Annotated in this window: 13 protein-coding genes; 6 read left to right on the top strand and 7 right to left on the bottom strand. The window is 70.6% G+C overall.

Going from position 1 to position 15150, the window contains the following annotated elements:
- Nucleotides 1–5: 5 nt before the first annotated feature.
- The 3 genes from QQM67_RS12540 to QQM67_RS12550 all read left to right on the top strand — a co-directional run bounded on the left by QQM67_RS12540 (nt 6) and on the right by QQM67_RS12550 (nt 3735).
- The gene (locus QQM67_RS12540) at nt 6–563 is read left to right on the top strand and encodes a MarR family winged helix-turn-helix transcriptional regulator (protein ID WP_314173848.1); all 558 of its coding nucleotides are present in this window, start codon (nt 6–8) and stop codon (nt 561–563) included.
- Between the two features lie 619 nt (nt 564–1182).
- Entirely contained in the window at nt 1183–2250 is a 1068-nt protein-coding gene (locus tag QQM67_RS12545) for a sialidase family protein (RefSeq protein WP_314173849.1), read from the top strand.
- A gap of 78 nt (nt 2251–2328) precedes the next feature.
- A complete protein-coding gene (locus QQM67_RS12550; protein ID WP_314173850.1) occupies nt 2329–3735 on the top strand; it encodes an Nramp family divalent metal transporter in 1407 nt (468 codons plus the stop codon).
- A 181-nt stretch (nt 3736–3916) separates the two neighbouring features.
- Here the strand turns inward: QQM67_RS12550 and QQM67_RS12555 are convergent, their stop codons facing one another.
- From QQM67_RS12555 to QQM67_RS12565, 3 genes are read right to left on the bottom strand one after another with little or no spacing between them, the layout of a single operon-like run.
- Nucleotides 3917–4753: a DeoR/GlpR family DNA-binding transcription regulator gene (locus tag QQM67_RS12555; RefSeq protein ID WP_314173851.1), complete on the bottom strand. Its 837-nt coding sequence runs from the start codon at nt 4751–4753 to the stop codon at nt 3917–3919.
- Between the two features lie 33 nt (nt 4754–4786).
- Complete coding sequence (pdxA, locus tag QQM67_RS12560) at nt 4787–5836, bottom strand: 4-hydroxythreonine-4-phosphate dehydrogenase PdxA (RefSeq protein ID WP_314173852.1); 1050 nt, start codon at nt 5834–5836, stop codon at nt 4787–4789.
- Nucleotides 5833–7122 (bottom strand): four-carbon acid sugar kinase family protein, encoded by a 1290-nt coding sequence (locus tag QQM67_RS12565; protein ID WP_314173853.1) that lies wholly within the window; start codon nt 7120–7122, stop codon nt 5833–5835. Before QQM67_RS12565 ends, pdxA begins: the two co-directional genes overlap by 4 nt.
- Before the next feature lie 247 nt (nt 7123–7369).
- On the opposite strand from QQM67_RS12565, the gene QQM67_RS12570 reads away from it, so the two are divergent.
- From QQM67_RS12570 to dapB, 3 genes are all read left to right on the top strand, one after another.
- On the top strand, nt 7370–8350 hold the full coding sequence (locus QQM67_RS12570; protein ID WP_314173854.1) for an aldo/keto reductase: 981 nt from the start codon (nt 7370–7372) through the stop codon (nt 8348–8350).
- Nucleotides 8351–8383: 33 nt separating this feature from the next.
- Nucleotides 8384–9163 carry an HpcH/HpaI aldolase family protein gene (locus QQM67_RS12575; RefSeq protein ID WP_314173855.1) on the top strand — a complete coding sequence of 260 codons (780 nt, stop codon included), beginning with the start codon at nt 8384–8386 and terminating at the stop codon, nt 9161–9163.
- A gap of 157 nt (nt 9164–9320) precedes the next feature.
- The gene (gene dapB, locus QQM67_RS12580) at nt 9321–10076 is read left to right on the top strand and encodes a 4-hydroxy-tetrahydrodipicolinate reductase (protein WP_314173856.1); all 756 of its coding nucleotides are present in this window, start codon (nt 9321–9323) and stop codon (nt 10074–10076) included.
- A 223-nt stretch (nt 10077–10299) separates the two neighbouring features.
- Here the strand turns inward: dapB and QQM67_RS12585 are convergent, their stop codons facing one another.
- The 4 genes from QQM67_RS12585 to QQM67_RS12600 all read right to left on the bottom strand — a co-directional run bounded on the left by QQM67_RS12585 (nt 10300) and on the right by QQM67_RS12600 (nt 14003).
- The gene (locus tag QQM67_RS12585) at nt 10300–11004 is read right to left on the bottom strand and encodes a plastocyanin/azurin family copper-binding protein (protein ID WP_314173857.1); all 705 of its coding nucleotides are present in this window, start codon (nt 11002–11004) and stop codon (nt 10300–10302) included.
- Nucleotides 11001–11516 carry a hypothetical protein gene (locus QQM67_RS12590; protein ID WP_314173858.1) on the bottom strand — a complete coding sequence of 172 codons (516 nt, stop codon included), beginning with the start codon at nt 11514–11516 and terminating at the stop codon, nt 11001–11003. The genes QQM67_RS12585 and QQM67_RS12590 overlap by 4 nt, the downstream gene beginning before the upstream one ends.
- A 119-nt stretch (nt 11517–11635) precedes the next feature.
- Nucleotides 11636–12634 (bottom strand): cupredoxin domain-containing protein, encoded by a 999-nt coding sequence (locus QQM67_RS12595; RefSeq protein ID WP_314173859.1) that lies wholly within the window; start codon nt 12632–12634, stop codon nt 11636–11638.
- Nucleotides 12635–12674: 40 nt separating this feature from the next.
- The gene (locus QQM67_RS12600; protein ID WP_314173860.1) at nt 12675–14003 is read right to left on the bottom strand and encodes a copper resistance CopC/CopD family protein; all 1329 of its coding nucleotides are present in this window, start codon (nt 14001–14003) and stop codon (nt 12675–12677) included.
- Between the last annotated feature and the right edge of the window lie 1147 nt (nt 14004–15150).

Raw genomic sequence — 15150 nt, forward strand, 5'->3', positions numbered from 1 at the left:
GCCATGTGACCCAGGACCAGCCGGACCAGCACGGTCAGCCCGACAACGAGCAGCTCCACTTCTGGTCGTTCGTCGACCACGCCATCTCGCGCACCACCGGTGAACTGCCGGAAGTGGATCCGCTCGCGATGCGGCTCGTGCTCAGCCTGCACCGCGTCACGAACATGCTCGTCTACGACCTGGAGTCCTCCGTCCACCGCCCGCGCGGCTGGTCCTGGGGCGGCTTCCGCGTACTGTTCGTCGTCTGGCTCACCGGACCCGTCGAGGGCAAGAAGGTCGCGGAGCTCTCCGGGATGAGCCGCGCGGCCGTATCCGCCCTGGTCAACACCCTCGAACGGGACGGCCTCCTCGCCAAGGAGCGCTCCTCGCAGGACGGGCGCGCGGTCAACCTCAGCCTGACGGAGCCGGGGCGGAAGGCCATCACCAACGCCTTCCGCGCCCACAACGCCCGCGAACAGGACTGGGCGGGCACCCTCAGCACCGGGGAGCAGGAGACCCTGATCGCACTACTGGAGAAGCTGACCGCCCAGTCCGTCCACTTCGAAGCCCGGCGGCGGACGTAGAGACGCAGGGCGTGACTCTTCGATTCGGTGAGGTGCCAGTCGGCGCCCCGGGGATCGCGTCGCCAAGGGCCATGCTCCGCGGAGGGTCCAGCGCAGTCGTTGAGTTGGGCCCACCGATGCGTGAAACGCGCATGGAAGTGGCTCAACCGAGACCGACGACAGCGGGAGTTGCGCGTGCCAACTGACACCGAGCTTGCTCAGTGGGCGATCTGAGCTCGGTGCCTTCGGACTGCTGATCCGCCTCGCGAGGGCCGGGGAATTGCGCTGTCACTGTGCGTCGCGCGGCAGTCACAGCAAGGCGTGCGTAAAATACGCGCGCTTCTATTGCGTGATTCGCGCAGCGGTGCCAAGGTGCGTGACTACCACACAGTCCCGTTGGCGGATCACGGACGAAGGAGACGCGATGGGAATGGCCAGCGTCAGCCGTCTCACGGCGCTGTGGGGTCTCGTGGGCCCGGGCGGTCCACCCACGACAGGTCACCACGAGCCCCTTCGAATCAGCGCGGAGGCGAAGATGAACAGTCGGCCGAGCAGCTCTGAGAGCACTCCTCGCGCTGCCCGCGGAGCTCTCGACAAGAGCGATACCGAGCGCGCCGAGAGCTTTCTCCCGGCTCCCACAGTGCAGTGCCACGCCGCGAACCTCGTCCTGCTGCCGGACGGGGCGCTCGGTTGCTCGTGGTTCGGCGGCACGCAGGAGGGTCTCTCCGACGTCGCCGTCTGGTTCTCCGTCCTCTCGGCGGACGGCGCCTGGTCCACGCCCGTGAAGGTCAGCGACGACGCGACACGCTCGGAACAGAATCCGGTGCCCTTCGTTGCCGGGCCGCACGAACTGCGTGTCTACTTCACCGCCCAGAACGCGGGAGACCAGGACACCGCGGAGGTCCGGCTGGCATCCTCCGGCGACGGTGGACGGTCGTGGGAACCCGGGCGGACCGCGGTGCCCGCCAGGGCCGGGACCGGCGTCTACGTCCGCCAGCCACCGCTGGTCCTCGGCGAGGGCCGGCTGCTGCTCCCCGTCTTCTACTGCCCCCGGCCCGAGAACGGCCGGTGGGTCGGTGACGCCGACTACAGCGGAGTGCTGGTTTCACCGGACAACGGGTCGACGTGGACGGCCCACCAAGTCCCCGAGAGCACGGGCTGCGTGCACATGAACGTCCTGCGTCTGCACGACGGTTCGTTCCTCGCTCTCTTCCGGCGACGGCAGGCCGACTTCATCCACCGCAGCCACTCGGCAGACGGCGTCACGTGGAGCGCACCAGTGCCGACGGAACTGCCCAACAACAATTCGTCGGTTCAGGCGGTCGTGCTCCACGACGGCCGCGTCGTCGTGGCCTACAACCACAGCAGCGCGGCAGACGCGGCCGAACGTCGCTCCTCGCTCTACGACGAGATCGACGGCTCGGACACCCAGACTCCGGCACCTCCTGGTCTGGCCTTCTGGGGGGCGCCACGCGCACCGCTCGCGCTGGCCGTCTCCTCCGACGGCGGCCTCACGTGGCCGGTGAGGAGGAACGTCGAAGAAGGCGACGGCTACTGCCTCACCAACAACTCCCGCGAGGGGCTCAACCGCGAGCTGTCCTACCCCTCGCTCGTGCAGACCCCCGACGGTCGACTGCACCTCGCCTACACGCATTTCCGCCAAGCCATCAAGCACGTGCGTCTGCACCCCTCGTGGCTCGACTCCTGAGCCTCCGCCGGCCCGCCGCGACCCGTTCATAGGTCCTGCCGGGCAAACCCCGTACCTTGCCCACGCCCTGGAGTCACCATGACTGCGCACCGCGAAGCCTCAACAGAAGGCGCGCATCGCGAAACCTCAACAGAGAACACCCAACGCAAAACCCTGCCGCCGACCACCTTCATGGGATTCCTCAAGGGCATGGGCCCCGGAATCGTGGTCGTGCTCTCCTGGCTCGGAACCGGCGACTTCATCAGCTCCGCGGTGTCCGGGTCGACATACGGATACGCCCTCATATGGACCCTGGTCCTGGCCGTGGGATCCCGCTATTTCATCGTCTCGACGATGTCGAAGTACCAGCTGTGCAATGCCGTTGGAGACGAGACGATCCTCGACGGGTATCGCCGGCTGTGGAAGGGCTTCCCCCTCTACATCGGGGTCACCACCAGCATCCTGGGCTTCGTCTATGTCTCGTTCCTGGCCGTCGCGGCCGGCACGGCGCTGAACCACCTCGCCGGCGGTCTGATTCATCTCGGTGACTGGGGCACGCCCGCGTGGGCGATCGTCTCTGCCGCAGCGGCGACGTATCTGGCCTTCCTCAAGCGCACCCACTACCGGGGACTGGAGATCCTCGCGCAGTTGACCATGGCGGCTCTCGTCGTGTGCTTCCTCGTCGCGCTCATCGGCACCGGCATCGACGTGTCCGCCCTCGTCAAGGGCATGGCGTTGGATCTCCCGCCGGGAGAGAACGGGTACATCACGGCCGTCACCACGGCGGTCGCCCTCATCGGCGCCGTCGGCGGGTCGGCGGCGAACCTGCTCTACCCGTATCTCATGCACGAGAAGGGCTGGCGCGGTGCGGAGTTCCGCCGACTCCAGCGGTACGACCTCATCACCGGCACGACGGTGATGTTCGGCCTGGTCCTCGCGGTGTGGGTGGTGGCCGCCGAGACTCTGCACGGGACAGGCGCGAGTGTGGATTCCGAGCAGGGCCTCGTCCTCATGATGGAGCGCGCAGTCGGGCCGGCCGGACCGACTCTGATGTGGCTGGCCATCTTCTTCGTCGTCTTCGACAACATCGTGACTCAGCCGCGGGTGTTCGTGCAGATGCTGGCAGAGTCGGTCTACAAGTCCCGGCCGGACCGGCTCCGCCGGCTCCAGGCGAAGTCTCCGGACACGGCCCCGGACCAACTGCACCACACCGACAAGCTGTTCAAGTCGGTGCTGCTGTTCATCATGCTCACGCCCGTGATCTTCTCGTTGCCGTTCGCGCCCGACCTGATCGTCCTCACGCTGCTCGGCAACGGGCTGAGTGTGGTCACCGTGCCGGCCCTCATGGTCGGATTGGTGGCGATCACGATGCGCAAGGATCTGATGCTCCCCGGCCATGCCAACAGGTGGTGGGAGAACCTGGTGCTCGCAGGCATCGGCGCGGTCGGAATCTGGGCGACGTACGAACTGGTGGTTTCCATCGTGGGGACCGTGTCGCACGGCTGACCGCCGCGACCCGGGCGCCTGCTCACAGATCTGCGCGTCCTGCTCGGAGTTGGCGCATGAGCCGGGCCGGAGCCTTGTCTCCGGCCCGGCTCATGCGCGGCGGTTGACGATCTCGACCTGTAGAGGGGGCAAGGATCTTGAGGACCGGAGCGTCGGCCGCGGAGGGCCTCGGCGGAGGTGTTCAGTCCGCGACGTCGTCCGTCGCGGGAGCATCGGAGCCCTGCGCGGGTACCGGTGAGGCTTCGGCGGGCTGTGCGAGTACCACCTCGACGCCGTTGGCGCGGAGGGCCTCGACGCTCGCGGGGTCGGCCGAGGTGTCGGTGACCAGGGTCCAGCCGGACGGGAGCCTCGCCCAGGCGTGGAACGGACGGCGGCCGAGCTTGGCCGCGTGGGCCAGGACGTAGACATGGTCGGCCTTGCGGGCCATCAGCTCCTTGAGCCGGGTCTGCCGCAGGTCGGCCTCACAGATGCCGTGCTCGTGCGAGACCCCGTCCGTGCCGAGGAAGACTCGGTCGAAGGTCATCCGCTCAAGGGCGGCCTCGGTCAGCGGACCGACGAAGCCCTGGCTCAGCGGACGCAGCGTGCCGCCGAGGCACTCCACGTGCACGGTCTCCACGTCGGACAGCTCCTGAAGAGCCGTCAGCCCCGTGGTCGCCACGGTCACCTTGCGGGCCGTCCGCAGCTCGTGGGCGAGGGCGCCGACGGTGGAGCCGGCGTCGAGCAGCAGCGACTCGCCTGCCTGCACCTGCGCCGCCGCCCAGCGCGCGATGTCCCGCTTGGCCTCGTACGCCTCACCGGTGCGCTGCCGCAGCGACGCCTCCGGGTGGGCGGTCAGGGCCATGGCCCCGCCGTAGGTGCGTGCCAGTTGCCCGTTCGTGGTGAGCTTCGCCAGGTCCCGGCGGATCGTGGAGGCGGTCACGCCGAACAGCCGGGAGAGCTCCTCGACGCTCGCGAGTCCCGTGGTGTTGGCGAGCTGGACGATCCGGTCGCGCCGGGCCTGGGATCCGATGGCAGACATCAGTCTCTGTCCTCTGGGGCGATGTGCCGATGGTCAACTGGCGGGCGAGGATGACATTTCGGCCGCCTGCCGCAGAGCCTCGACCATGCTACCGGCCTCCGCGGCGCCCGTTCCCGCGATGTCGAACGCGGTGCCGTGGTCGACAGACGTACGGATGACGGGCAGGCCCACGGTGAGGTTCACGCCGGCCTCGATGCCGAGGATCTTGACGGGGCCATGGCCCTGGTCGTGGTACATGGCCACGATCAGGTCGTAGTCGCCGCGGGAGGCCAGGAAGAAGGCGGTGTCCGCGGGGAGCGGGCCTCGGGCGTCGATGCCGTCGGCGCGGGCGGCCTCCAGGGCCGGAACGATCTTCTCTTCCTCCTCGCCGTATCCGAACAGGCCGTTCTCGCCGGCGTGCGGGTTGATGCCGCAGACGCCGATGACGGGCCGTGCGCTCCCGGCCCGCACCATCGCCGCGTGGCCGCGCCGCACCGTGCGCTCCACCAGCCCGGGCTCGATGCGCTTGACCGCGTCCAGGAGACCGATGTGCGTGGTGACGTGGATGACCTTCACCTTCGGTGTGGAGAGCATCATCGACACCTCGTCGACGCCCGTGAGATGGGCGAGGAGTTCGGTGTGGCCGGGGAAGAAGTGGCCGGCGGCGTGCAGGGCCCCCTTGTTGAGCGGTGCGGTGCAGATGCCCTGCACGGCACCCTCGACGGCGAGTTCGGCCGCGACCCGTACGTACTGGTAGGCCGCGTCGCCCGCCACCGGGGAGAGCCTTCCCCAGGGCAGGTCCGCGGGGAGCAGCCCGAGGTCGATGACGTTGATGCGGCCCGAGCCGAACCGGGCGTCCTCGGGGCGGTCGACGGAGACCACGGTGCAGTCGACGCCGAGGACGTCCGCCGCCTGACGGAGCCGCCCGGCGTCTCCGACGACGACGGGGCGGCAGCCGCGCAGGGTCTCCGGGTGGAGCAGCGCCGGGACGACGACCTCGGGGCCGATGCCGGCGCCGTCGCCCATGGTCACGGCGATGACCGGGAGTGGACGGCCGCTGGTCGCGGACCGGTCGGCCGGGACGGCGGCGGGTGCTGCGTTCACAGGGCTTCTCCTTGCGCTACGGGCGATGGTTGAGCAGCGGGGGCGGCGGACGGTGCCGGTGGTGCGGGACGGGGCAGCGGGCGCAGCGCGCGTGCGATCCGCAGAAGGGAATCGGCGTCCCCGAAGCTTCCGGGACGGGTGACGACCGTCCGTCCGTCCGGTGCGTACGCGCACACGGCGCCGTGGTGGATCTGACCGGCGGGCGTGAGCTGTGTGATGCCGAGCGCGTCGAGGACGCACCGGGCGGTCTCGCCTCCGGTGAGGACCAGATCGGCCCGCGTCGGCACGCCGGCGACGGAACGGGCCAGGGCGGTCACGAGGCGGCGGCCCGAACCGGGGCGCACGCCACGGGAGTTGTCGATGCTCACGACCGTGATCCCGGAGGGGACGACGTCGAGCCGCGGCGGCTCGGCCTTCCCGAGCGCGTCCGGCGAGAGGGCGATGTGGCGCACACCGTTCGACGTCAGTTGCGCGATCTGCGCAACGGCGCCGGGGTCCGCGGTGCCGACCACGATGAGAAGCGGCCGGTTCGCCTGCGGACGGGGTGACAAGGACTGCCCGGCTTCGGCCTGTTGGTGCGGCCGGCCTTCCGTGAGGTGGCGTCCGAGGGCGAGTGCCAGCCCGCCCGCGCCCAAGAGCCGGAATCCCGGGCCGAGTCGGAGGGCCGCTGCGGCGACGGCGTCCAGATCGGACTGCGTCTCCGCGTCGCAGACCGGGTGGCCTCCGTCCGCGGCGATGGCGCGCAACCGGCCGGCGAGCGCGTCCGGTCCCGCCCGCACGCCGGCGAGCGGCACCGTCTCCGTACGTATCGCGCCGAGCGCATCGGGGACCGAACGGGGCACGGGACCGGACTCGGCCCGCCATGCGTCCGTGGCGTGCAGCGGCGTGCCGTGCAGGTGCACGACGCCGTCGAGAACGGTCCGGCCGGCGACCGGCAGCGCGGGCGCGATCACGACCGCCTGTGCGCCGGCCGCGTAGGCGGCCGCCTCGGCGGCGATGTTCCCGCGCAGCAGCGAGTCGGCCTTCTTGAACAGCACCGCGTCGTCCGGCGTCCCGGCCGCCAGGGAGGTGCGTACGGCTCGGGCAGCCTCGTCCGCCGAGGACCACCGGCTGTCGAGATCGACCACGACGGCTTCACCGCGTTCCGGGGGCACCACGGTGGCCGGGCCCAGCACGAGCCGGCTGCGCACGGCCAGTGCCGCGGCGGTCTCGGCGGCGCCCGAGAGGTCGTCCGCGAGGGCGAGCACGGGGCGGGGTGCCCGCAGGCTGCGGGTCACAGGGGACACATCGAACCTCCTGGGACGGGGCTGGATTTCGGAGCCCGCAGACCGATGATGACACAGCCTGCACAAAATGCGCGATGACTCTTGCGCGAAACACGCAGCCATGCCACCTTTTCCGGAGTGACGGACGCCGTACGTCTCCGAGGCGCATGCCCGCGGGCGACGGCGCCACCCTCGGCACCACCGGCGAGCACGCCGCGTGGGCAGCGAACCCCGCAGCCTCGTCGATCCTCACCGGAAGGACCGCACCGTGACCACCGGCTCAGCCCTGCCGAACGTCCCCGTTCCGCTCTCCCGGCTCGTCCTGGGCACGATGACCTTCGGCGACACCGCCGACGCCAAGGAAGCCGCCGCGATGCTGGACGTCGCGCTCGCGAGCGGCATCACCGGTGTCGACACCGCCAACGGCTACGCGGGCGGCGAGAGCGAGCGCATCCTCGCAGGACTGCTGCCCGGCCGCCGCGACCGCATGGTGCTGGCCACCAAGGCCGGCATCCCGCACCCCGATCAGGCCGGACACGCCCCGCTGTCCGCCGCGGGACTGCGCGCCGGGCTGGAAGGCAGCCTGAAGAGGCTCGGCACCGACCACGTCGACCTCTTCTATCTCCATCAGCCCGACCGGGCCACGCCGATCGCCGAAACACTCGCCACCGTCGCCGACTTCGTGACCGAGGGCAAGATCCGCGCTCTCGGCGTCTCCAACTACGCGGCCTGGCAGATCGCCGAACTCGTGCGTGCCGCCGACGAGACGGGCGCCCCCCGTCCGGTCGTCGCACAGCAGCTGCACAATCTGCTGGCCCGTCGCATCGAGGAGGAGTACGTCGAGTACGCGGCCACCACCGGCCTGCGCACGATGGTCTACAACCCGCTCGGCGGCGGCCTGCTCACCGGCCGCCACCGCTTCGACCAAGCCCCTGCGAAAGGCCGGTTCGGAGACTCCAGGGTCGCGGCGATGTACAAGCAGCGCTACTGGGACGAGCGCCTCTTCACCGCCGTCGGGCAGCTGGCCGACATCGCGGACGGGGCGGGCGTCCCGCTCGCCGAACTCGCCCTGCGCTGGCTGCTCGACCGTCCTTCCACCGACGCGCTCCTGCTCGGCGGCTCGCGTACCGAGCATCTGCGCGCCAACATCAACAGCGCGCAGGCGGGCCCGCTTCCCGCTGACGTCGAGGCGGCCTGCAACGCGGTGGGAGCGGCACTGCGCGGGCCCATGCCCGCGTACAACCGGTGACCTCTGACAGAGAGAAGGAAGGTAGCGCCCGTCATGACTCCCGCCCAGTTCACGGCGGCCCTCCGCGCCCGCAGGCAGCTGATCGGCTACTGGTCGCTGCTCGACGCGCCAGTCGCGGTCGAACGTCTCGCACGCGTCGGTTACGACTACATCGCCCTGGACGCCCAGCACGGCCTCTTCGGCTATCAGGGCATGCTCAACAACCTCATGGCGATCGACACCAAGGGCAGCACCGCAGTCGGCGTGGTCCGCGTCGAGGCCAACGACCCGGCACCGATCGGCCGGGCGCTCGACGCGGGCGCGACAGGCGTGATCGTGCCACTCGTCGACAGCGGCCAGGACGCCGCCGACGCGGTCGCCGCCGTCCGCTATCCGCCGCTCGGCAACCGCTCGTACGGGCCGATGCGTTCGGGCCTGCGCATCGGGCCCGACCCGGCGCAGACCCAGGAGCAGACCGTCGTCCTCGCCATGATCGAGACCGCGAGCGGCCTCGCCGAGGTAGAGGAGATCTGCGCCACCGAGGGCCTCGACGGCATCTACGTCGGTCCTTCGGACCTGCGGCTGGCCATCGGCGGCGCCACCTCCACCGACCCGGCCGTCGCCGACGAGTTCGAGACGGCGCTGGTGCGCGTACGAGAGGCCGCGCAGGCCGCCGGAATCGCCGCCGGCATCCACAATCCGGACGGCGCGAGCGCCGCCAAGCGCCTCGCCGAGGGCTTCACCTTCGCCACCGTCGCCAGCGACGTCGTCCACCTCGAACAGTCCGCCCGGCACCATCTCAGCGCCGCACGCGACACCGAGGGATCACGCTGACGCGCTCCCGTCCGGACCCCGGCCCGTCCGGCCCGGAGTCAGGCTCATGACCACCAGCTCGGCGAGCCAGCACGAGGGAGGGGGTCACCCGAGGTCGCCTCAGGCCGCCCTCACCAACCCGGTCCCCCTGCCGTCGTCTCCGCGAAGGAACGAATTAATGAGCAAGCTGCGTGTGGCCGTCCTCGGCGCGAAGGGACGCATGGGCTCCGAGGCCGTACGGGCCGTCGAGTCCGCCGACGACATGGAGCTGGCCGCCGCCCTCGGCCGGGGCGACAGCCTCGACGCGCTCACCGGTTCGGGCACCGAGGTGGCCGTCGACCTGACGCGCCCGGACGCCGTCATGGGCAACCTGGAGCACTGCGTCACGCACGGCATCCACGGGGTCGTCGGCACTACCGGCTGGACCGACGAGAGGCTGCGCACCGTACGCGGCTGGCTCGACGCCTCGCCGGGCACGGGCGTGCTCATCGCTCCCAACTTCGGCATCGGCGCCGTACTGATGATGCGCTTCGCACAGCAGGCAGCGCGCTTCTTCGAGTCCGCCGAGGTCGTGGAGCTGCACCACCCCGGCAAGGCCGACGCCCCGAGCGGGACCGCCGTACACACAGCGCAGCTCGTCGCCGAGGCCCGGCAGGAGGCCCGGCTGCCCGCACAGCCGGACGCCACCAGTACCACCCTGGACGGTGCGCGCGGCGCAGACGTCGACGGCGTCCCGGTGCACGCGCTGCGGCTGCGCGGCCTCATCGGGCACCAAGAGGTGATCTTCGGGGGCGAGGGCGAGACGCTCACCATCCGGCACGACTCGCTGCACCGCAGCTCGTTCATCCCCGGTGTGCTCCTGGGAGTGCGCCGTGTCGGCTCCGCACCGGGACTCACCTACGGACTGGAGCACTTCCTCGACCTGGACGGATGACGGAGCGCCGGGGGGGTGCCGTCGTCGCCAACGGGACCGGTTCAGTGCGTGACCGGTGCCCCGGAGGTGCGTGGGCGGCGGACGGTCCAGCTGCCAGGAGTCGCCGGATTTCTGCCACGGTGAGCGGCGCAGGTACGCCGGAACCGTTTCTACGACCCCCTTGCGCCGGCCTGGGCAGCCACGGCGCCGGCCACCCGAGCGGCCCGCCGAGGTACATGAGTTCTCACGCGTCACCGTCCCCTTCCGTCCTCGCCCGTCGTGCGGCAGCCGATCGTGAGCCCACCAGGAGCAGGCAGAGTACGGCGGATCCGGCTGTGGCCCCGGTGAGGAGAAGGAGAGGCTGGAGCGGCCGGGAGGCAGCGGCGGCCTGGGGCCGGGGGACGGTCTGTTGATCTGCCCTCGCCGGGGCGGAGTTCGTGGGCGCCGGGGAGGTCTTGGAGGGCGAGGGTGCCCGGGTGCTGCCGCTGGAAGTGGCCGATGGGACCGCGGCCGGGCTTTCGGCATGGTCGTGCTCGGCCGCGCCTTCGTGACGGTGCGACGGAGTGGCCGGCGGTCGGGTGCTGGGGGCAGCCTTGACGGTCACTTGTCCCGTCATGCCGGGGTGGACCGTGCAGAGGTAGCTGTAATTGCCCGCGGTGGCGAAGTCATGGCTCCAGGTGTCGCCCTTGTTGAGCATGGCGGAGTGGAAGGAGTGCGGCCCGGATGAGGTCTTCACGTCGTGGGGCGCGGTGTCCTGATTGGTCCAGGTGACGGTGGCACCCGCGGGGACGGTGAGGCTGCGAGGGCTGAAGGCCGAACCGGACATGCGGACTTGGTACTGGCCTGCGGCGTGTGCGGTGCTGGACGGCACGCCGGAGAGGGCCGTGGCAGCCACGAGGAAGGCGGCCGCCACGGTCCGTACGACGGCGGTCTTGGCAGGGACGGTCACGTGAACTCCGCGGCGACGAGCAGACGCAGCCGGTCTGCGGGGCGAGTACGGGGCAGTGCGAAGCCGGTGGCGGCACGCAGGAGGGAGTACGGCATCCGCATGGTGCCGGTCACGAGAAGCCGGTCGTCGGCCCGTTCGACGACGCGGAGCGGAAGCGTCGCGGAGACGGGCTTGCCGTGCAGGGTCAGTTCGCCGTGGCAGAGGATGCGGGCCCCCTGGTCGGCCGGTGCTACACGCTCGGTGTCGAAGGAAAGCGTGGAGCGCCGTAGCGGGCCGCCCTTGAGCCCGAGGTGCAGGACGCAGCCCTCGGCGTCAGGAACGACCGTGAGGACCGCGCCGGATGCGGTGAGGCGGCGGCGGAGGGTCACGAACGGGCCGCAGCGGGCGGTGAGTTCGACGATGCAACGGCCGGCCTCGGCGGTGTAGGTGCCGGGGCCGGGGAGCCAGGACGGGCCGTCGGCGGGCGGCGGGCCGGGGGTCTGAGAGCGGGTTTCGGCGGTTTCGGCTGTCATCCGGGCACCTCTGTAGGCGGCGGAGAGGGACAATGGCGGGGTGATGGGCCGGCCGACTGTGACTCGGCCGGCCCACCGTCTCCTCGTACTGCGGGGTCCTCAGCGGGACTTGGTGACCCTCAGCAGGACGTGGTCAGGTACTTCTCGGTGGGAGCGAGCATCTTCTCGGCCCATACGGTGTGCGTCTTCACGTACGCGTCGGGGTTGAGGATGTCCTGGACCTGCTGGCCCGGCGACGCCTCCAGATGGGCGGACTTCACGTGCTGGAGCAGGGCGCTGAGCGTCCCGTCGGCGACGGCACCGCCGCCGTCGACGGCAGGCGTGAGTATCGATTCGACCCAGACCGTATGCAGCTTGATGTACTGGTCGAGCTTCAGCGCGTCCTGAACCTGTTCACCCGGAGACCGCTCCAGATGAGCGGAGTTGAGGTGCTGAAGCACCGGCATCAGGGACTCCTTGACGCTGTGGCACTGCTCCTCGGAGCCACCGCCGCCCGCCGAACCACCCGGCATGCCACCGGAGTCGGAGCCACCCCACATGCCCCCGGAGTGGCCGCCGGACGCGCCGCCCGTGCTGCTCCCGCCGGTCGTACCGCCCGCGGCAGAAGAGCCGCCCGAGGTGGAGCCACTCGCACCCGAGCCGCCCGAACTGGCGCCGCCCGAACTGCCGGAGCTGTCATTCTCGACGGTGATCTTCGCCTTCATGTCCGGGTGCACGCCGCAGTAGTACGAGTAGGTGCCTGCCTTCTTGAAGGTGTACGACCAGCTCTCGCCCTTCTCCAGATTTCCGGAGTCGAGCTTCTCCGGGCCGCTGGTGGTGGTGACCGTGTGGGGCGCGGAGTCCTCGTTGACCCACGTCACCGTCTCGCCCACCTTGACCGTCAACTTCGGCTGTGCGTAGGCCATGTCCTTGATCTTGATGGTGTGATCCGCCGCCTTGGCCGCAGCGGGATGCGCCGCGGCTGGTGCGGCGGGGTCGGCCGCCGGAGCACCGCTCGCCGACTGGAGCAGCGCGACGCACGCCACGGCACTGATGGCGGCGGCCAGTCCGCCGATCAGCAGCCCGCGACTGCCCCGCTGTGCGGGCGCCGTGCGGCGCCCGGTGTCTTCATCCTGCATGAGTGAGCAACTCCTTGTGTGAGAGGGGACGTTGAGACGGTCAGCGGCCGGGAGCGGCCGTGACGAGCACACTCGCCGCGGCGAGGACGGCCAGGACCAGGCCCGTCTCTGCCGCGACGGAGTAGACGAAGGGCCGCACGGTGACGCGGTCGCCACGCAGAAGTACGGCCATGTCGAGCCGGGTCCGCACCCAGCCCCGGCTGCGCTGCGCGACGAGCAGCACCACGGTCAGCAGCGCCACCTTGAGCAGCAGCAACTGCCCGTAGGACGTACCGAACAGCGCCCCGAAGGACCCGAGGACCTGCCAGGACAGCACCACCCCGGCACCCACGACCGCGGCCACCGACACTCCCGCGAGCGTCGAGTAGCGGTGCACCACCACGGCCAGCTCCTCCGGTCGCCCCTGCGGCAGCACACCGACGAGCAGCAGCACCAGCCCGCCGATCCACAGCGATATGCCCAGCAGATGCACCAGGCCGGCGACCGAACCCCAGCCGGGGTGGCTGCCCTCGCTGCCATGGGAGGTCATGCCGAGGGTGCGCAGCAATCCGAGGCAGACGACGACCGCGCCGACGCGCCAGCCCGGTGAGCGGGCGGCCCGCTCACCGCCCTGGAGGACTGCCGTCAGGACGACGGCCGCGAGCAGCCACAGCAACTCCCGCGCGGCCGAGGCGATCCCGGCATCCGTGGCCAGAACGTCCGCATACGTCGCCGGGGCAAGGGCGTCGGACAGCGAGCCCATCGCGGCGTATGCGCCCTGAAGGCCGATGACCGCTGCCGTGGCCAGGAGTCCGCAGACCCATGCGACGACCAGCACAGTACGGGCCCTGCGATTCTCGCTGCCCCGGGGCCAGAGCATCAGAAGGAAGCCGAGGCCGCCCACGAAGAGCGCCAGAGCGAGGTATTCGACCCAGCGGGCGGCGGCCAGAGTGTTCCGCAGGGCGGGAGAGAGCGTCGCAACGGCGTCCTCGCCGCCACGGGCCGCACGTGCGGCGGCGGTACGGACGTGGAAGGAGACGTTCCCTGCTGTGGCATGTCCGTCGTGCTCGTCGGCCACCCGCCAGGCCAGGACCAGTTGACCCTTCGCCTTTGTCTCTTCCTCGGCCGGAACGGCGACGGCGACGGTGCGAGGGCGGTCGGCTCCGAGTCGGGCAACCGTCAGCTTCTCTCCACCCACGGTGACCCGCACGTCAGCCGGATCCACCGGCTCGCTGAAGGTGAGCTGCACACTGCGTGGGGCCCGGTCGAGGCGGGCCCCGTCCTTCGGTGTTGAGGAGGTGAGTTCGGTGTGGGCGGACGCGGTAGGCGCACACAGCAGCACAGCGATGACAGCGAGCAGCACGGCGCTCGTCCGGCGGGCTGCCGTCATGGCGTCACCCGCACGTGGGGCGTCGCTTCAAGACCGGTGCACACAGGGAAAGTCGGGGCCTCTGCGGAGGACGCGGATGCGCGCTCGGCGGACGCGGCCGCGGAGAGTACGGAGGGCGCGTCCAGCAGCCCTTTCACGGGAGCGGCAACGCCATTGAGCAAGGGTTGCACGAGGTGCACCTCGCCGCCCTGGCACTCCCCCGGCACGGACGGCGCCGGGCTGGGCGAGGACGACTCACCCGGACGGGACGATGGACCGGAATGGCCGGCGTGCCCCCCGGATCCAGAACCGTGCTCATGCGATGCACCGCCGCCGCCCGGCACATTCGTCACAGGCAACGCCCCACCACCACCTGTGTGCGTCTTCGGCTCGCCTCCACCTGCTGCTGCTTCGGCCGGTGCCGTGGCGCTTGGATCGGCAGACGGCGTCGGGATCGGTGAAGGTGACGTCACCGGTGGCGATGCACTGTTCGCTGCCCCCGTGACGGAGCCACCGATGCCGGAGGCGTACCCGAGGACGACGACCACCGTCGCGACGAGCACACCCGCGACGATCTCGTCACGGCGGTCCGCCGGCCACGACGCCCTGGGGAGAAAGGGCATGGTCACTCCTGTCGTGAGTCACATCACGTGCGATGCCAAGGAGTGGACCTTCAGCAAGATTCCGTTCAGCTACGCAGCCGTAAATCGACCGTGCGGTATCGCTCTCTCAGCGCCCCTGTTCCGTGTGAGAACGGAACAGACCGGCTGAACACCTCACAGGATCCCCGGGAAAGCGGCCCGAACGCAGCACAGAGCGGTTCCGTTACCGGGCGTCGGCTCGCCTTTGGCGTTCCCCTGCCGAGTCGACCGTCCGCCACGGGCCCGGTGCCGACACCGCCCTGCGCGACGCCCCGGTGACCCGGGGCAATTGCGGCGGGCCCGCGCCACTGGACGCGCGTCGCCTGGCGAACTCGATGCGGCCCAGGGCGTGTACGGGCTGGGATTCGGCACACCCAGGACGTAGCCGACCTCGGCTTCGTCCAGCATGCGGTGCGGAAGCGCCGTTCCTGGCCGTAGGCGGAATCTGCCGTCACCGGGGCGATGGGCAGCGGTGTGGCCAGTGCCCGCAGCACAACGCCCCCTGAAGTCGGAGGAAGTTCGCGCGG

Origin of the sequence: Streptomyces winkii, assembly GCF_032248595.1 — a bacterium.
GTDB classification, from domain to species: Bacteria; Actinomycetota; Actinomycetes; order Streptomycetales; family Streptomycetaceae; genus Streptomyces; species Streptomyces winkii.